Origin of the sequence: Chryseobacterium nepalense, assembly GCF_023195755.1 — a bacterium.
GTDB classification, from domain to species: Bacteria; Bacteroidota; Bacteroidia; order Flavobacteriales; family Weeksellaceae; genus Chryseobacterium; species Chryseobacterium nepalense.
On record NZ_CP096203.1, the window covers coordinates 1,111,488 to 1,130,809 of the forward strand.

Annotated in this window: 15 protein-coding genes; 2 read left to right on the plus strand and 13 right to left on the minus strand. The window is 37.3% G+C overall.

The window, feature by feature from the left end; genetic code table 11:
• Positions 1–15 precede the first annotated feature (15 nt).
• Together dacB and priA are read right to left on the minus strand one after the other, a co-directional pair.
• Complete coding sequence (gene dacB / locus M0D58_RS04730) at positions 16–1,488, minus strand: D-alanyl-D-alanine carboxypeptidase/D-alanyl-D-alanine endopeptidase (RefSeq protein WP_248393879.1); 1,473 nt, start codon at positions 1,486–1,488, stop codon at positions 16–18.
• A 159-nt stretch (positions 1,489–1,647) separates the two neighbouring features.
• Positions 1,648–4,095, minus strand: a complete 2,448-nt coding sequence (priA, locus tag M0D58_RS04735; protein WP_248393880.1) for a replication restart helicase PriA — start codon at positions 4,093–4,095, stop codon at positions 1,648–1,650.
• Between the two features lie 104 nt (positions 4,096–4,199).
• On the opposite strand from priA, the gene M0D58_RS04740 reads away from it, so the two are divergent.
• A complete protein-coding gene (locus M0D58_RS04740; RefSeq protein ID WP_248393881.1) occupies positions 4,200–4,670 on the plus strand; it encodes a hypothetical protein in 471 nt (156 codons plus the stop codon).
• A gap of 17 nt (positions 4,671–4,687) precedes the next feature.
• On the opposite strand, the gene M0D58_RS04745 is transcribed toward M0D58_RS04740, so the two are convergent.
• The 11 genes from M0D58_RS04745 to M0D58_RS04795 all read right to left on the minus strand — a co-directional run bounded on the left by M0D58_RS04745 (position 4,688) and on the right by M0D58_RS04795 (position 17,406).
• Positions 4,688–7,183 (minus strand): beta-mannosidase, encoded by a 2,496-nt coding sequence (locus M0D58_RS04745; RefSeq protein WP_248393882.1) that lies wholly within the window; start codon positions 7,181–7,183, stop codon positions 4,688–4,690.
• Positions 7,183–7,560: a GxxExxY protein gene (locus tag M0D58_RS04750; RefSeq protein WP_248393883.1), complete on the minus strand. Its 378-nt coding sequence runs from the start codon at positions 7,558–7,560 to the stop codon at positions 7,183–7,185. The genes M0D58_RS04745 and M0D58_RS04750 overlap by 1 nt, the downstream gene beginning before the upstream one ends.
• Before the next feature lie 177 nt (positions 7,561–7,737).
• A complete protein-coding gene (locus M0D58_RS04755) occupies positions 7,738–8,400 on the minus strand; it encodes a copper homeostasis protein CutC (RefSeq protein WP_248393884.1) in 663 nt (220 codons plus the stop codon).
• A 103-nt stretch (positions 8,401–8,503) separates the two neighbouring features.
• Positions 8,504–9,499 (minus strand): isoaspartyl peptidase/L-asparaginase family protein, encoded by a 996-nt coding sequence (locus M0D58_RS04760; RefSeq protein WP_248393885.1) that lies wholly within the window; start codon positions 9,497–9,499, stop codon positions 8,504–8,506.
• 96 nt (positions 9,500–9,595) lie between these two features.
• Positions 9,596–10,078, minus strand: coding sequence for a DUF6691 family protein (locus tag M0D58_RS04765; protein ID WP_248393887.1), 483 nt, complete (start codon positions 10,076–10,078; stop codon positions 9,596–9,598).
• 10 nt (positions 10,079–10,088) lie between these two features.
• Positions 10,089–10,652: a YeeE/YedE family protein gene (locus M0D58_RS04770; protein ID WP_248393889.1), complete on the minus strand. Its 564-nt coding sequence runs from the start codon at positions 10,650–10,652 to the stop codon at positions 10,089–10,091.
• Between the two features lie 16 nt (positions 10,653–10,668).
• Positions 10,669–12,081 (minus strand): MBL fold metallo-hydrolase, encoded by a 1,413-nt coding sequence (locus M0D58_RS04775; RefSeq protein ID WP_248393891.1) that lies wholly within the window; start codon positions 12,079–12,081, stop codon positions 10,669–10,671.
• Positions 12,082–12,562: 481 nt separating this feature from the next.
• Positions 12,563–13,351 carry a sulfite exporter TauE/SafE family protein gene (locus M0D58_RS04780; protein ID WP_248393893.1) on the minus strand — a complete coding sequence of 263 codons (789 nt, stop codon included), beginning with the start codon at positions 13,349–13,351 and terminating at the stop codon, positions 12,563–12,565.
• 373 nt (positions 13,352–13,724) lie between these two features.
• On the minus strand, positions 13,725–14,357 hold the full coding sequence (locus tag M0D58_RS04785) for a Crp/Fnr family transcriptional regulator (RefSeq protein ID WP_248393894.1): 633 nt from the start codon (positions 14,355–14,357) through the stop codon (positions 13,725–13,727).
• Positions 14,358–14,373: 16 nt separating this feature from the next.
• On the minus strand, positions 14,374–16,632 hold the full coding sequence (locus M0D58_RS04790) for a family 20 glycosylhydrolase (protein ID WP_248393896.1): 2,259 nt from the start codon (positions 16,630–16,632) through the stop codon (positions 14,374–14,376).
• A gap of 120 nt (positions 16,633–16,752) precedes the next feature.
• Positions 16,753–17,406, minus strand: a complete 654-nt coding sequence (locus M0D58_RS04795; RefSeq protein ID WP_248393898.1) for a CoA transferase subunit B — start codon at positions 17,404–17,406, stop codon at positions 16,753–16,755.
• Positions 17,407–17,528: 122 nt separating this feature from the next.
• Here M0D58_RS04795 and M0D58_RS04800 point away from each other — a divergent pair, with 122 nt between their 5' ends.
• Complete coding sequence (locus M0D58_RS04800) at positions 17,529–19,322, plus strand: ABC transporter ATP-binding protein (protein WP_248393900.1); 1,794 nt, start codon at positions 17,529–17,531, stop codon at positions 19,320–19,322.

Below are 19,322 nucleotides of genomic sequence, written 5' to 3' on the forward strand. Positions count from 1 at the left end.
TAAATTTTAATAATACTATAAATCCAATGCAGGCTCAAGAATTTTCTCCATTCTTTTCTTTACCATGTCTACCGATCCTGTATAATTGTTCACCAATAAAGAAAAAACCAAAGTTTTCCCTGTATTGGTTTTCATATATCCTGCTAATGTTTTTACTCTGTTTAAAGTTCCTGTTTTTGCATAAATCTGTCCGTTTCCGACTCCGTTGAACATTCTTTTCAATGTTCCGGACTGGCCTCCTACCGGCAATGAATTCAGATATGTTTTATAATATTTTTCATCCATTAAAGAAGTTAAAAACTTTACCTGTGATATCGGCGTAACGTTATTGCTTCTTGAAAGTCCGCTTCCGTCGATATAATTTAACCCTAACATATCAAAGCCTTCTTTCTTCAGATGCTCGGTTACTACTTTTCTTCCTGATTCAGTAGTCTGGTCTCCCAAACTCTGGAAACCTACCGTTTTCAGCAATGCTTCGGCTAGACCGTTATCACTGTGCTGATTGGTATAAAAAATAATATCGCCTAAAGTTGGAGATTTATAGACCGAGATCATCTTTCTGCTTTCGGGATTAGCGTCTGTCATTTTCGGAGTCACTTTTCCTGTTACAGGTATCCCGCTTTTCACCAGAGTCGTTCTGAAAGAGTTGGCAAGATAGGCCGGAGCGTCTGGTAATTTTGTGGTTAAAATACCGTCACCTTCATATTTATCGGCATACACCATCTGGTTGTTATAAGGAGAAACGTAGAAAAATTTCTTTTCGTTTGAGAAATTGGTTGATTTTTTCACAATCAGTTTTTCATTGGCAGGATTGATCTCGTGCGTAGTTCCTGCAGGCAGGTAGTAATTATTATTCTCCAACCACACAACATTTTCCGGAAGCTTTGAAATATTGCCTTTGAAAAGCGCTGTCTGGATGATAATATCACCATTTACCTTTTTGATTCCCTCGCGTGAAAGTCCTTCCTTAAAATCTGAAATAATATCTCTGTACGCCCATGCTCCTGCTTTATTGGTCCCCAAAGAAGGATCCCCGCTTCCCACGATGTAAAGATTTCCGTTCAGAACTCCATTTTCATCAACACTTCCCGAATATTCCAGCTGCGTATTCCAACGGTAATTCTCACCCAGCATGTTCATTGCCGTTTCGGTAGTGAGTAATTTTGTGGTGGAAGCAGGAACTAAAGGAGTATTTTCATTATACGAAGAAATTATTTTCTTCGTTTTCGGATCGTACACTACGAATCCCCAGGTTGCATTTTTCAGCACCGGATCGGTCATCATTGTGTTTACATTAATGTCTACAAGCTCTTTTGCCGAGAGAATCGTTTTTTCCGCCATCGAAGTAATCGGTGAAGGCAGATTCAAACTATTGTTCTGATTTTCGTAACCCGGAGCATACAGCACTGTAGAAACGGTAGACTGGGCAAGGAAAAATCCTGCGGCCAGCACCGCAACACCTGAAATATACTTTCTGAAATTTACCATCTATTTTTTCATTTTGCTATAGTTTGGATGGATTAAAAATCAATCGGTTAAATCGAAAGTTAAACCCCAAACATATAATCAACGACCAAATGTAGAAAATATTGCAATTAGTAGGGATGCAGAAGGCTTATAAAACCCTATAAAATTTGTTAAAATTTGTTAAAAATCTACAAATACATCTTTTTTAATGCTGTGATATGCAGTAATTTCATCAAATTCTTCCAGACTTGTTAAAACCAATTTTTTATATTCTTCATATTTTTTTCCTCTGGGAAGCTTAAGAAGGATCTGGAACTGGTACAGGTTGTTAAGTTTTGCAATCTGCGCTTTTTCCGGCCCCAGTACACAATCTCCGGGAAGATATTTCCTCAAAATTGATCCTAGAAACTGAGAAGCTCTGTTCGCTTTATCTTCTCTTCTGTGTTTCAGCTCAATCATGATGAGTTTCGTAAAAGGCGGATAATGGAATTTCTTACGTTCCGTTAAAATATATTTATATACCCTTGCCGGATTATTCATTTTAATCAGCTGAAAAACGGAATGTTCCGGGTTATACGTCTGTATGATAATTTTTCCTTTTCCGGATACCCTGCCTGCTCTTCCGGAAACCTGTGTAATGAGCTGGTAAGCACGTTCTTCTGCTCTGAAATCCTGAACATACAACATTGAATCAGCCTTTGGAATTGCCACAAGCTCAATGTGATTAAAATCCAGCCCTTTCGAAATCATCTGTGTTCCGACTACAATATCGGTCTCACGGTCTTCAATTTTCTCATACAATCTTTCGTACGCGAATTTTTTTCTCATCGAATCAACATCCATGCGGTCAACTTCGTTGTCGGGAAACAGTTTTGAGACTTCTTCATGAATCTGTTCGACTCCCACTCCTCTTTCATTCAGGTTTTCAGAATAACATTTGGGACAGGTTTTCGGTTTGGAAGCTCTCTGGCCACAGTAATGGCATTTCATTTCATTGGCAGCTTTGTGATATGTCATTACGACGTCACAATTGGAGCAATAATTCACATAACCACAAGTTTCACATTCTACCACGTTGGCGTAACCACGGCGATTATGAAGCACAATAATCTGGTTCTTTTCTTCAAGAACTTTTTTAATCTCATCAATAATCTGCAAAGAAAAGTTTCCGGAAACTTTTTTGGAATCCTGGGCTTCTTTAAAATTTATCAGCTCATATTCCGGAAGATTTACGTTTCCAAAACGTTCCTCGAGAAAAACATAGGCCATTTTATCTTTCCTGGCATTGTAATAACTTTCAACAGAAGGTGTTGCAGATCCTAAAATGACCCGGGCATTATAAAAATTTCCCAATACCAGTGCTGCATCTTTAGCATTGAAATAAGGAGACACTTCGCGAGGCCTGTATGCGGAATCATGTTCTTCATCCACCACAATCAAACCTAAATTCCGGAAAGGCAGGAACAAAGAGTTCCGTGTTCCGATCAGGATTTTAATATCATTCTGGCGGATTCTTCTCCAGACCTCCACGCGTTCAAAATCTGTCAGTTTCTGATGGTAAAACCCGATTTGTCTTCCGTATTTTTTTTCTAATCGTTGAGTAATCTGCTTGGTTAAAGAAATTTCAGGAAGGAGAAACAATACGTTTTTGCCTTCATTGATACATTCTTCTATTTTTTCAAGATAAATATGGGTCTTTCCTGATGATGTCACCCCGTGAAGCAGCACGTTTTTTCCTTCTTCAAAGGCTTCATCAATTTCCGCTTTCGCATTTTTCTGAGATTCTGAAAGCTCTTCTATTTCTTCTATTTCCCCTTCATAGCTTTCAAGCCTGTCTTTCTGCATATAATATTCCTCAACCAGATTCTTATCTGCCAATGCTTTAAAGTGTGAACTTACAAAATAACCATCTTCAAAAAGCTCTGATTTTTTTATGTGAAGATCCGGATTTTCCGTCTGCTTTTCGAGAATATGAAGGAAAAGGTCTTTCTGCTTCTGCGATCTTTTTAAGGTTAAAAGTATTTCCGTAAGGTTCTGGTTTTTTAAAACCTCATCTTTTACTTTTACGTATGCAACTTCCTTTGCTTTGTATTTTTCGGCGATTTTTTCATCAATCTCAATATATTGAAGATCAATTAAAGAATTGATGGTTCTGATGATATCTTTTTTGGGGATAAATGCTTCAATATCCGTCAAATTAATCAGCTGCCGTACTTCCAGAGCCTGGATCAGGTACATTTCATTGACATCCAGATTTTCGAAATCAACCGTTATATTCGGCTTTAATTTTAAATAACTTTCGCTTTCCAGCTTCAACGAAGAAGGAAATGCAAAACGGTAAATTTCACCCAGCCCGCACAAATAATAATCTGAAAGCCAGTTCCAAAACTCAATCTGCTCCTGCGGAACAATAGGCTGATCATCCAAAAGGCTGATCACTTCTTTTGCGACAAATGCTTCCGGCGCATCATTATGAAGTTCAAATACAATTCCGGTATAGATTTTTTTACCACGAAACGCAACCAAAACCCTCATTCCAACCTGGATTTCGGATTGCAGTTCTTCGGGAACTTTATAGGTAAAAGATCCTTTTAAATTTAACGGTAAAACAATCTGGGCGTACTGCAAAGGAAAATATTTAAAATGTAAAATTAATTGATTCTTTCGGGAACTGCAATTTTTTATATTTTTATCGTTCTTATATTAACTAATATTTCAATAAATAAACAACCATGAAAAAATTACTTTCAATTATAACTGTATTTCTGATCATTTTAACTTCTGCCCAGGAAAAAATTTCTTTAAACAAAGGAGAAATTACAGTTCCCATTGGCAAAAAAATTCTACTGAAACCTGAAATAAAAAACAATAAAATTATAAGTTTTGAAATTGTAAAAGAAGACAATATTACTCAAAAAGTGGATCTGTTTGATACATTAGAAAATTTCAAAAAAGATGAAGTTAAAGATAACAGCATTGAGCTTACTTTCGCAGAAGGCTTCATGATGACATCTACAATGTATGTTTTAATTGTTATTCAAAAAACAGGAAAAAAATTACTTTTTAAGGCTAAAATCAGATTAAAAGGTAATTCTTCATATCAATCAACTTCTATTATGCCGGCCATAAGTAATTCTGTACTTGTGGAGCAATGGAAAGATCACATTGATTCTATTATTTTATACGATTTCGAACTGAACTAAAATAACATTTCAAATCACTAATTCTTTGCATCCCAAAGGCTCATGACCTTAATGCCTTCAATTGGTTTTGAAAGGATAATTCTCTTTGAGGTTTTTGGAAGCAGATCAAAAAAGTTATCGCTGAAATGGGTATCCCCAATCAAATAGACATCTTTAGCAAGCACATCCGTAAAAATTTCAATTTCCGTGGGAGAGATTTTCCTGATGGTCAGATTGGGTTTTGGTAGTTTTAGATCTTTTGGTTTTGCAAAGAAATAGTTGGTTTCTGCAATTACTTTTTCATTTTTTTCATCCCTTAACATTACATGTAAAAAAATTTCATTTCTGTCTGCATTTCCTATGATTTCTTCCAACGAAAAAGAATCAAAATTCAGCACTCCGTTTGATTCTAAAGTTCTGGTCTCTGCCGCTGCACCTGAACCTTTTTTCTCACCGCTAAATTTTAGAATATCAAAATCTAAAGATACATTTTCAAACGTTTTCAATCCGTCATTAATAACATAAAAGTCTAAAATTTCATCTTTTTCCTGCGGTAAAATCACCTGGTTTTCAAAACTTCTTTTCACCTGGTAATGCAGTGCTTTCCAGTTTCCCAGATAATCAATTGATGACCAGGAAACCACCGGCCAGCAATCGTTCAGCTGCCAGTACAACGTTCCCATATTGTATGGTTTTGCACGGCGGTGTGCTTCAATAGCAATCTGCATTCCGCGGGCCTGAAGCAACTGGGAAATATAGTTGTATTTCACAAAGTCTTTCGGAATGTTATAATCCCGTTTCATATAATTTTCGATAATCTCCCACCCTCTGGAATGTTTTTCGTGCGCTTTGATAATTCCATTTTGCAAATTTAACTCTGGTTTTCCTGAAAACATGGATTTTGTAGTTTCCAGTGTCGGCATTCCCTGAAAACCATACTCAGAAGCAAAACGGGGAACTTTTTCATTATATATTTCAAACGGCTGTTCACCCCACCAGACGCCCCAGTAATGAGAATCCCCCTCTGTTAAACTTTCTTTATGTCCCCATCCTATAGAAGGCGAACTTTCCCAGTAAATCTGCTTATCCCGTGACGCATATTTTTGAATAGTATTGGGAATTATTTCATGGAAAATGGTCTTATAATCTTTCCATACCTGAAGAGAATCTTCTTTGGAATATTTAAACTGCTTCTGATATCCCCAGTTGACTATCGCTTCATCGATTTCATTATTTCCGCACCATAAAGCCAGGGAAGGATGATTTTGAATCCTTTCTATCTGGTCTCTCACTTCCAGTTTCACATTTTTCTGAAATTTTTCATCTGCCGGATAAAAGCTTCCCGCAAACATAAAATCCTGCCAGACTAAAATTCCGTTTTCATCACAGGCTTTATAGAATTCGTCGTCTTCGTAAATTCCGCCGCCCCAGACCCGGATCATGTTCATATTGGCTTCTTTACAGTCTTTGATGAGTTTTTGATATTTTTCTTTGCTCATTCTTGGTGAAAAGCTGTCTCCGGGAATCCAGTTGGTTCCTTTGGCGTACATGGGTTTTCCATTCACTTTGAAATAAAAAGATTTTCCTTTTTCATCTTTTCCCTGAACTAATTCTATGGTTCTTAAGCCAATGCGCTCAGTTTTTTTATCTAAAATATCAATTCCTCTTTTGACAGAAATTTCAAAATCATACAATTTCGGCTTTCCCATTCCGTTCGGCTGCCAAAGTTCCGGATTAAAAATCTTATAGGGAATTTCAATAAAATTTATTCCTTTTTTCAGAAGCACGGAAACTGATTTTTCATTTAAAAAAATAATGGTTTTATCATACTCATCATTTTCGGAAAAAATTTCGGCTTTCCATACCAAAACAGCTTGTTTCTCTCCTAGATCAAGCGTTTCGTACTGAATATTGTTAATTTTCGCATGATTCCAGAATTCCAGCTTTACATTTTTCCAGATTCCGGCAGTGACGAGTCTTGGTCCCCAGTCCCAGCCAAACTGGTATTGTGCTTTTCTTACAAAACTTCTGGGAGATTCAGGCATAGTAAATGGTACTTTTGCAGCCAGTTCATTTCCTGTTTTCACTGCAGATCTGAATTTAACCTGTAAAATATTTTCTCCTTTTTTTAAATAATTCTTTACAGGAACTGTCCATTTTCTGAACATATTATCTGTCGTCTGAATCAATTTTCCGTTCAAATAAATATCGGAGAAAGTATCAAGTCCCTCAAAAACCAGATCTATATTCTGATTTTCCAGTTCTTTTCCCGAAACGGTAAATTGAGACTGATAATCCCAGTTTTCATTTTCTATCCACTGCACTTTTTTTTCATTTTCATCTTTGAAAGGATCCGGAATGATATTATTTTTCATCAAATCCAAATGTACTGTTCCCGGCACGGAGGCTGTGAGCCAGTTATTTTCTTTAGCATTTTTAAAGTTCCATTTTTCTAAGGATAAATTACGCTCTGAAAACTGAGCGTTGATTAAAATTTGTGTGAAAAAGAATGTGAAAAGTAAAATTTTTTTCATTATAATTTATTTACTATTCGATGGATGCCATCTTTAATAAGTGTTGTATTGAAATTAAAAAGGAGTCCTAATTTCAAATTTGTCAGTTTTAAATAGGTTAATACTTGAGAATAAAAAATAGGATGCATCTCTAAAACCGATTTAATTTCCACAATCACTTTATTTTCGACAATTAAATCAATTCTGTATGCTTTTTCAATAAATATTTCTTTATATTGGAGAGGTAAACAAACCTGTTTATCTACTTTAATTCCCAGTTTTTTAATTTCGTAAAACAGTGCTGTTTCATAAGCATTTTCCAATAAGCCTACTCCTAAATTTCGATGAACCTCTAAAGCTGCGCCTATAATTTTATAGGACAATTCGTTTTCTGTCATTTGTGTTTTGTTTTTAACGCAAAGATTATTTATAATATTCTCACAATTAAGGAGCAAAGAAGAATCAATAAATTGATTTTATTAAGCTAAATTAAACGAGTAGCTTCATTAAGCGACTTTGTCGCATTCTTTGCTCCTTAAATATAATTCAAATTAATATAAGCTTTGCGTTTAATATTATTTATTTTTCAAGAAAATTATCTCTTCAGAATTCGCAAAAACACCACCATCGGTAATTGCTGAAGAATGAAAATATCCGGCTTTAGTAAACTCACGGATTTCTTCGATATTGGAAGAACGAAGTCCGCCACCGACAAGAATTTCAATTCTGCCGTTGGATAACTCTACCAGCTTTTTAAGATTTTCTTTACCTTCTAAGACATTGGCTTTTTGTCCGGAAGTAAGAATGGTTTTAAAACCACAATCAATTATTTTTTCCAGAGAATTTTCTAAATCTTTTGCACGGTCGAAAGCTCGGTGAAAAGTGCAGGGATAAGGACTTGCCAGCTCAACTAAAGCTCTATTTTGCTGAATATTAACCTCATCATTTTCATCCAAAATTCCGAATACAAAGCCGTCTGCACGTAATGATTTTAAATGAATTAAATCTGATTTCATCTGCTCAAACTCTTCATCTGTATAAGTAAAATCCCCACCACGAGGACGAATCATTACAAACATCGGAATGTTGATTTTTCCACGAAGCTGCTGTACGGTTTTAAAATCCGGTGTGGTTCCGCCTTCGCTTAATCCATCGCACAGTTCTATTCTATCTGCTCCGTTTTCAAAAGCGATTATTGCCGATTCGGGATTAAAGCACGCTATTTCTATTTTTGACATCGTTGTAATTTAAGTTTGGGCTAAAGCCAATGTTTTTTTATTTTGAAAAATGAACTAAAGCCCGTTACTATTAATCTTTTCTAATTGTTTGATTACAAAAAATTTATTTTAATGCAAAACCCGGCTTTTCCAGGCGGTTTCCTTTGTGGTCGTAAACAGCAAAATTAAACCCATCCTGAATGCAGTATGAGCCGTATTCTCCCTTTTTATTAATGGCAATAAAACCTACTTGGATATCCTTCAGATTTTTATTTCTTCTCTTCGTAATCTGTACAATTCTCTCCACTGCTTCTTTACAGGCCTGTTGCGGAGTTCTCTCCTGTCTCATTAATTCTACGACCAGATGTGTTCCCACCGTTCGGATCACTTCTTCGCCATGACCTGTCGCTGTGGCTGCTCCGACTTCATTATCTACAAACAAGCCCGCTCCTATAATCGGAGAATCTCCTACTCTTCCATGCATTTTAAAAGCCATTCCACTGGTGGTACAGGCACCGGAAAGATTTCCATGAGCATCCATCGCAATCATCCCGATAGTATCGTGATTTTCTATATTGACAACCGGTTGATATCTGCTGTCTTTGAGCCATTCTTTCCATTCTTTTTCTGATTCGGGAGTAAGAATATTTTCTTTTTTAAAGCCCTGTGAAACGGCAAACTGCAATGCTCCGTCTCCTACCAGCATTACATGAGGTGTTTTTTCCATGACTGCTCTTGCCACAGAGATCGGATTTTTGATGTTTTCAAGACATGCCACAGAGCCGATATTATAATTTTCATCCATGATGCAGGCATCCAGAGTTACCCTTCCGTCTCTGTCGGGTCTGCCTCCGTAACCGACGCTTCTTTCATCAGGATCATCCTCTACAAGCCGGACGCCTTTTTCTACGGCATCCAAAGCCCTACCTCCTTTATCTAAAATTTTCCAGGCTTCTTCATTGGCTTTCAAACCAAAATTCCAGGTGGAAAGAACAATCGGTTTGTTAATTATTGTATTGTTGTTTTCAGGAAGGTCTTTAGCCAGTACATCCAATGGACTTGCCGCTAAAGCCAGCGAAGCGATTGCCGATTTTTTCAGAAACTTTCTTCTACTTTGCATGCTTAAATTTATTTGGCTCCAAATTAAGGATTTTTCGCATTTGCAGGAAATAAAAAAACGGTAGATTTCCTACCGTTCGAATGATTTTATGAAAAATTAATGAGGTAACTTTTCTCTGAAATATCCATAAACCCAGGTTCCGAAAATGGCGCTGATTAAAGTAACAACAATCGCCAAAGTTCCGGTTCCGATCTGAGCGAAAAGCGGACCGGGACACGCACCCGTTATGGCCCATCCAAATCCGAAGATCAATCCGCCATAAATTTGGCCTTTATTGAATTTCTTTGGAGCAATGGAAATTTTTTCGCCATAAATGGTTTTGATATTTAATTTTTTAATAATAAATACTGAAATCATTGCAGTTACAACAGCACTTCCTATAATTCCGTACATGTGAAAAGATTGCAGACGAAACATTTCCTGAATCCTGAACCAGCTGATGACTTCCGCCTTCACAAATACAATTCCAAAGAGAATTCCCACTACGAGATATTTTAAATTGTGATACAATTGATGTTTAAGGTGACTTTCGTTGGTACAGATACTGTCCTGATGCCGTATATCTTGTTCTTTTTTCATTTTTATTTAATTAAAGTGAAAGGATGACTGGCAGAATTACATTCGCCATTAAAAAACCTCCTGCCATAAAACATATTGTTGCAATAAGGGATGGCCACTGCAAATTAGACAGTCCCATAATGGCGTGTCCGCTGGTACATCCGCCCGCATAACGCGTCCCGAAACCGACCAGAAATCCGCCGACAACCATAATAATGAAACCTTTCAGAGTAAAAAGACCGGCAAAATTCATGAGCTGTACCGGAACCATATTGCTATAGTCTGTAATTCCGTAAGTTGCTAATTCGGATTTAAGAGCTGCATTGACAGAAATTTCTCCCGGATTTATCAAAAATCGAGAAGCGATAATCCCTCCCAATAGAATTCCGAAAACGAAAAATAGATTCCACATCTCTTTTTTCCAGTCGTATTTGAAAAACTTGATGTCTGAAGGAATACATGCTGCACAGACATGCCTCAGCGATGAACTGATCCCGAAAGATTTATTACCTAAAATAAGTAAAGCCGGAACGGTAAGTCCTATTAACGGCCCAGCAACATACCATGGCCAGGGTTGTTTGATTATTTCTACCATTAATTGTAAATTTATTTTATTTTAAAACTTTACTCTGACACACAAAATCACTTACAGGAACCTCAGTTTGGGAAATTGCATTAAATCCACCTTCGATTTCACTGAATTTTCTGTAGCCTCTCGCCTGAAGAATACTTGCTGCCATCATGCTTCTGTACCCTCCTGCGCAATGAAGATAAAAGTGTTCTGCCGGACCAATTGAACCGATCCATTCATTAATATAGGCTAGCGGTTTATTAAATGCCTGATCGACGTGTTCTGCATTATATTCGCTTTCTTTTCGGACATCGATAATTGTTGCATCTTTATCTTTGGTTTCTTTTTCAAATTGTTGTGCTGAAATTCTGTTAACGTAATCTGTTTCCTTTCCGCTTTTTTTCCACGCTTCAAAACCATTTTTCAGAAATCCGAGAACATTGTCGAATCCTACCCTGCTCAATCTGGTCACGGTTTCCTCTTCTTCATTTTGACCAGCGATAAGAAGGATCGGCTGTTTTACATCCACTATCAAAGCTCCGACCCAAGGTGCAAAATCGCCATTCAGACCAATATTGATTGATTGCGGAACAAATCCTTTCGCGAAATCTTCATTATTTCTTACATCTAAAATTAACGCTCCGGAATGTTCTGCGATTTCTTCAAATTCATCCGGAGAAAAAGCCTGTAAACCTTTTGACAGGACCTCGTCAAAACTGCTGTATCCTTTTTTATTCATAGCCACATTCATTCCGAAGTAAGCCGGAGGCGGAAAAAGACCTTCGGTTACTGCTTTTATAAAGCTTTCTTTATCCTCTTGGTTCAGCGCATAATTGGTTTTCTTTTGATTTCCCAATGTATCTATTGTTTCTTTCTGCATATTTTTTCCGCAGGCTGAACCCGCTCCGTGAGCCGGATAAACGGTAATATCATTGTCTAAAGGTAAAATTTTCTTGTACAGGCTTTCATATAACAACCCGGCCAATTCTTCCTGTGTCATATTTGCTGCTTTCTGTGCTAAATCAGGACGACCAACATCTCCTAAAAACAAAGTATCCCCGCTAAATAAAGCTGTTTCTTTTCCATTCTCATTAATCAGCAGAAAAGATGAACTTTCAAGGGTGTGACCAGGAGTATGCAGCACTTTTATTTTAATATTTCCTACCTCAAAAATCTGATTGTCTTCTGCAATGATGGCTTCAAATTCAGGTTTTGCGGTCGGCCCGTAAACAATAGGTGCATTTGTTTTTCTGCTCAGATCCAGATGTCCACTTACAAAATCTGCATGAAAGTGTGTTTCAAAAATATATTTAAGTTTAACATTGTCTTTTTCCAGCCGGTCGATGTAAGGCTGAGTTTCTCTCAATGGATCTATCATTGCTGCTTCACCATTAGAAACGATATAATATGCTCCCTGAGCTAGACATCCTGTATAAATCTGTTCTATTTTCATTTTTTGATGATTTTAAATTTTACTTATTATTTATTGATACAAATTTCCGGGTTTGGGATTGGGTATACAGCTACTTTTGTTACAGAACGGGATTTTTTTAAACATGAAGTTCGCTGGTTTCGCAGATGAAGCGAATGTTTTTGAATGTTTTTACCTTATCAGGAGATTGTCATGCTGGAAGTTTCTCTGTGTCGTTATATATTTTTAACGCAAAGAACGCAAAGAGTTTTTTGACTACTAACTGTTTTTTAAGGTCGCAAAGGCGTTTCACTCAGCAAAGGGTAAACGATTATTACTTTATCAGAAGATTATCATGCTGAAAGCTTCCCGATATCCGAAATATTTTTTAACGCAAAGGCCGAAAAGTTTTTTTGACGACTAACTGTTTTTTTTAAGTTCGCAAAGCCGTTTCACTCAGCAAAGGTTAAAAGATTTTACTTTATCGGAAGATTATCATGCTGGAAATAGCTGCCATAAAAAATTAAAAGAAAATTTCTTTTATGATAATATAGATTCCCATCACGAGAATAAACCACCCGAAAGCAGGTCTAAGTTTTTTACCTTCGATTTTTTTGGACATCCGAGAACCGATAATAATTCCTATAACTGCAATTAATGATATGATTGTCAGGAATTTCCAGTCGATCACAACATTATGCATTGATGAGAAAAAACCGATAAGTGAGTTGAATGAAATGATGACAAGAGATGTTCCGATAGCAACTTTCATGGGGGTTTTGAGAAGACTGACCAAAGCCGGAATAATCAGGAATCCGCCGCCTGCGCCCAGGAGACCTGTCAGGATTCCGACGATTGAGCCTTCTCCGGCCGCGAGAATTATGTTATTTCCACGGTCTGTTTCAGGCTGATATTCTGTATTTTTCCTTATCATCTTGTAAGAAGCCAGCATCATTAATCCCGCAAAAATCAACAGTAGTAAAATATCTTTTGTCACCACAAAATTATCAACTGTAAATACATGATCGGGAATTAAAGGTAAAATATAACGACGTGTAAGAAAAATGGAAATAATTGAAGGAATTCCGAAAATAAAAGCTGTTTTAAAATTTACCAATCCTTTTTTGAAGTACGAAACCGAACCGACAACACTGCTTATTCCTACAATAAAAAGTGAATATTCCGTAGCCAGAAAAGCGTCTAATCCAAAAATATAAACCAGAACGGGGACCGTAAGAATACTTCCGCCACCGCCGATTAACCCCAATGAAATCCCTATTAGAACCGATGCGATATATCCAAAAATTTCCATTTTCTCAACTTTATGATGCAAAATTGAACATATCGGAAAAGATGTACCGCTACTTTTGTTACAGAAGGTTTTTTTTAACGCAAAGGCCGCGAAGATTTTTTTTGACTACTCAATGTTTTAAGTTCGCAAAGCCCTTTCACTCAGCAAGATTAAAAGCTGTTACCTTATCAGCAGATTGTCATGCCGGAAGCATCTTGATATCGTTATATATTTTAACGCAAAGATTGCGAAGATTTTTTGACTACTCAATGTTTTTAAGTTCGCAAAGGCGTTTCACTTAGATAAGCACGCAAAGAAATTCATGGAAGTACATTAAATGCTGAACTACATTTGTAAACCTTTATATTACACTCAGCAAAGCCGCTAAAAAGTTTTAAATGTCTTCCAAAATGGTAATTTTATTTCTTCCAAGCTGAAGTTTACCCGCATCTTCCAGCTGTTTCAGCAATCGGGAGACCACAACTCTTGCCGTTCCGAGTTCATTGGCAAGCTGTTCGTGTGTAATAATTATTGTTTTGGAATTTAAAATTTCCGATTTTTTGTGGAGAAGATTCAGCAGCCTCTCATCTACTTTTTTAAAAGCGATGGCATTGATAATATCCAAAAGCTCTTCAAAGCGCTTATGATACAGCCTGAAAATATAATCCAGCCATTCCGGATATTCTTTGATGAATAAAGAAACTTTATCTATCGGCAGAAAAAGAATTTCGGTATCTTCTTCTACTTCGGCTTTTACGATGCTCTTTTCATTGTGCATTCCGCCCAGAAAAGACATGATACAGCTTTCTCCTGCTTTAATGTAATACAGAAGAATTTCCCGGCCGTCTTCTTCGGTGCGGATCACCTTCAGCATTCCTTTCATCACGATCGGAATTGAACGGATGGATGAATTTTCATCCAATATAATATCGCCTTCGTGATACTTCTTCGTGATCCCATACTGATATAGCTTTTCTACCAGTTCTGGCGAAGAAGTAAATTCTGAAGAAAGAACCGAATCCTGCATAATAAAATTTCTAAGGCTAATTTACACCAATTTCGTCAACAAAAAGCCATGCTTTGGAATCTGCACCCGGATTTCCGGCAGGGATAATTCCAGCGTTTTCTATATTAACTTTAATATATTTTGAATTCTGAATGCCTACATTCACTTTGATTTTACCTTTTGCTGAAAGGATTTCCTCTTTTCCGATTTCTTTAATGAGTTTAAAATCCGTTCCGTTGTCTGAAACGAAAATCTGAGCTGATTTTGCGAAATGAATCCAACTTCCTTTGTTGTCTAAAGTATTAAAGTACACCTCTGAAAACCGCGTTTTCTGTCCGAAATCAATCGTAGCCACAACATCTTTTCCCTGAAAGCCAAGCCATGTTTTTCCCAATTGCTTTTGATTTCCGATAATTCCGTCAACTAAAGTGAATTCACCTCCGAATGAATAATTTTCATCAGGTTGGCTTTCTAATGTTATGGGTTTTCCGGTAGTTTTAGAAATCACAAAATCTTGCGAAGAAACGGCACTTTGAAGTCCACCTTCAAAATAAGCTGATTTAATGGTCATGGTTTTTGAAACGGGAATTGGAACGTCATACGTTTGGGAATTTTCTGTGGGAACACTCCCGTCTGTTGTGAAACGAATTCCTTCCGGCTTCTGCGATGTTGAAAGTTTATACGAAATACCTCCTACTCTCGGTTGCACTTTCCCATTGATATTGTAAATACTTTTCGCATAATTGATACCCATTTTATCCAACACCTTAAATTCATTAATTACTCTTCCTTCAAATTCTTTGTAATTTTTAGGATCAGCTGTTCCCCAGCCTACTTCCGAAAGCGCCAGTAATCTCGGGAAAGTCATGTATTGAACCTGCTTAAAATCAAGAATATACTCCGTCCACAGATTTGCCTGAACCCCTAAAATATATTTTAACTGTTCTGCATTCAGTTCTTCCGGAATTGGATTGTAAGAATACACTTTATCTAAAGGGGTAAATCCTCCGAAAGCATTCGGTTCCGTTGCAGGATCTCCCTGGTAATGATCAAAATAGCAATAAGATCCAGGAGTCATGACTGCAAAATGACCAGTTTTTGCAGCTTCCACACCGCCTTTTATGCCCGTCCAGCTCATTACGGCAGCATTCGGGGCCAGTCCGCCTTCCAAAATTTCGTCCCATCCTATGATTTTTCTTCCTTTTGAATTGACATATTTTTCAATTCTGTGGATAAAATAGCTTTGAAGCCCATGTTCATCTTTCAGATTATTTTTTCTGATTAATTCCTGGCAATGCGGACATTCTTTCCATCTGGTTTTCGGGCATTCATCGCCACCAATGTGAATATATTGTGAAGGAAAAAGCTGAATTACCTCATCCAGAACATTTTCTAAAAATGTAAAAGTTTCCTCTTTCGGACAAAAAACATCATCAAAAACGCCCCATTTTGTAGCCGGCTCAAAAGGACCTTTTGTACAGGCCAATTCCGGATAGGCAGAAAGTGCTGCTAAAGCGTGACCCGGCATTTCAATTTCCGGAACAACAGTGATATGTCTTTCCTGAGCATATTTTACCACTTCTTTTATCTGATCCTGGGTGTAAAAATAAGGCCCATAAGGCTTTCCGTCGAAGGTATTATCAACATAGGCTCCGATCATCGATTCCTTTCTTTTTGAACCGATCTGTGTCAATTTCGGGTATTTTTTGATTTCAATTCTCCAGCCCTGGTCGTCGGTTAAATGCCAGTGAAACGTATTCAACTTGTACATCGCAAGATAATCGATGTACTGCTTCACCTCATCAACCGTAAAGAAGTGGCGACAAACGTCAAGGTGCATTCCTCTCCAGGCAAATTTTGGTTCATCCTCAATTTTCATTGCCGGAATTTTTCCCGAATCTTTGTATTGTTCCAATAACTGAATTAATGTCTGAAGGGCGAGAAAATATCCCTGGTCCGTATTGGAGCTGATAACAATTGCCCTGGGTGAAATGTCAATTGAATATTTTTCTTTTTTCTGCTGACCGATTACGGATTGTGGAGTAAAAAGAGTATTAACCAAGTGAGCGCCTTCCTCCTTTTTCCCGGAGCTGAAAGTAAACATTCCCGCTGTTCGCTTTTTAAAATAAGCAGTTTCTTTTATCGGAAGATTTTTATCAAATTTAAAATTTTCAGGAATAATAAATTCTCCTTTCTGAAATTCAACTTTCTGCGGATATGGAATGAGGTGAAGTTTATTTTGCGAAAAAGCCACTCCTGAAAAGAAAAGAAGAATAAGTAAGAAAGCGCGTATCATGTAATTTTTAGGTTTTTGCTAAGATACTTATTTCTCGAATAATTTTCGCGCCTTTAATTTTCTGCCTTAAAATTATCCTTATAAACAAAAAACCTTGCCAGCGACAAGGTTTGTATTTATTTAAAACTGCATTTCAGGAATTTCACCTTCTATAATAAGATCAGCTTCTGTTGATTTTATGATGTGTTCTACGGAAACTCCCGGAGCTCGTTCAATAAGTTTGAAACCTTCAGGCGTAACATCCAGCACGGCCAATTCGGTGACAACTCTTTTAACACAATTTACTCCTGTTAAAGGAAGCGTACATTTTTTGAGGATTTTGCTTTCTCCTGCTTTGTTGACGTGCATCATGGCGACAATAATATTTTCTGCAGAGGCCACAAGGTCCATCGCACCGCCCATTCCCTTAACCATTTTTCCAGGGATTTTCCAGTTGGCGATATCTCCATTTTCTGCAACTTCCATGGCACCGAGAATCGTAAGATCTACTTTTTTGCTTCTGATCATTCCGAAGCTGAATGCAGAATCGAAGAATGAACCTCCTTCCAGAATCGTGATGGTCTGCTTTCCTGCATTGATAATATCTGCATCTTCTTCACCTTCATACGGAAACGGTCCCATTCCCAACACCCCGTTTTCACTCTGAAATTCTACATTAAGATTTTCCGGAACGTAATTGGCAACCAATGTCGGGATTCCGATTCCTAGGTTTACGTAATACCTGTCTTTTACTTCTCTGGAAATTCTTTGTGCAATTTGTTCTTTCGTTAGCATAGCTTAATCTTATCCTGCCAAATTAGCCATTTTTACGGAATTACAAAATACCTTTCTTTCTTATCCTATGATATATTTTGAATCTCTATTTGTTGTAACTTTGTACGTTTTTAATTTTACCGATGAAAATTTTATTACATTACCTTAAACCTTACAAATGGCTGATTATCATTTCACTGTTCTTAGCCTCTGTTAATCAGGTTTTTTCTTTATTTGCACCCGCTATTACCGGAAACATATTAGATAAACTCGTAACGCATCCCAATTTTTTCGATAAAGAGAAAACGCTCCCGAGAAATATGAATGAATATCTTTATGGAACTGATATTTATCATGGTGTTTTCTATTTTCTGGCCCTGTTAGTTGGTACTGCCATGATCAGCCGTATTGCTAAAGCTTTCCAGGATTATGTGGTGAATGTAATTATTCAGAAGTTTGGTGCCAAAATTTTCACAGATGGCTTAAAACATTCGATGCGACTGCCTTTTCAGGAGTTTGAAGATCAGAGAAGCGGTGAAACCCTTTCCATATTAACAAAGGTGCGTGAAGATACCGTGAAATTCATCAATAATTTCATTAATGTATTCTTCGGAATTCTGGTGAGTATTATCTTCGTGTCGGTGTATGCCATTCGTCTTCACTGGTCGATCATGCCGGTTTACGTTGTAGGAATTATTCTTATCGCGGTAGTAACCAATTTGCTGAGTAAAAGAATCAAAACCATTCAGAAAAATATTGTTACGGAGACCACCAATCTTGCGGGAAGCACCACGGAAAGCCTCAGGAATATTGAAATCGTAAAAAGTTTAGGACTCACCAGCCAGGAAGTTGAGCGTCTTAACAACAATACCTATAAAATCCTGAATCTGGAACTGCGAAAAGTAAAAAGCATCCGTTCCCTGAGCTTTGTACAGGGAACACTGGTCAATTTTTTACAGCAGACCATTACTTTTACTTTATTGTTATTGATTTTTAAAAACATTGTAACTCCGGGACAGTATTTATCGTTAATGTTTTACGGATTCTTCATTTTCGGGCCGATGCAGGAAATCGGGAATATCATTATTTCCTATCGGGAGGCACAGGCTTCGCTGAACAATTTCGACCGGGTGATGAAAAAAGAAGTTGAGCCTAAGCCTTTAACTCCGAAGAAAATCGGGGCTATTGAAGAGCTTGAATTTCAAAATGTTTCTTTCCAACATCAGACTGCCCATTATAAAGCTTTAAATTCCATCTCATTCAACGTAAAAAACGGGGAAACAATTGCCTTTGTAGGACCGAGCGGTTCAGGAAAAAGTACTTTGGTAAAACTTCTTGTAGGATTGTACAGACCTCAGGAAGGTTCTATTTTATACAATAATATTGACGGAAAGGAATTCGATTTTGATGAACTGAGGAACCAGATCGGGTTTGTGACCCAGGACACCCAGCTTTTTGCAGGAACCATAAAAGAAAATCTTTTGTTTGTGAATCCTTCCGCAACGGAAGAAGATCTGCAGTTGGCATTAAAAAAATCGAGTTGCAGCAATCTTTTAGAACGTGCAGAAAACGGAATTGAAACCGTAATCGGAGAAGGAGGTTTGAAATTAAGCGGCGGTGAGAAACAGCGAATTGCCATTGCCAGAGCCTTGTTAAGAAAACCGCATTTACTGATTTTTGATGAGGCGACTTCCGCTTTAGACAGTATTACGGAAGAAGAAATTACCACTACCATTAAAGAAATTTCTAAGGAAAAAGAACAGATTACCGTTCTTATTGCCCACAGATTAAGCACCATTATGCATGCAGACCGAATTTTCGTCCTGGAACGCGGACAGATAGTAGAAACCGGTTCTCATCTCAATCTTATTGAAGAAAAAGGATTGTATTATGCAATGTGGAGACAGCAGATCGGGGAGAGAAAAACTTTAGTATAG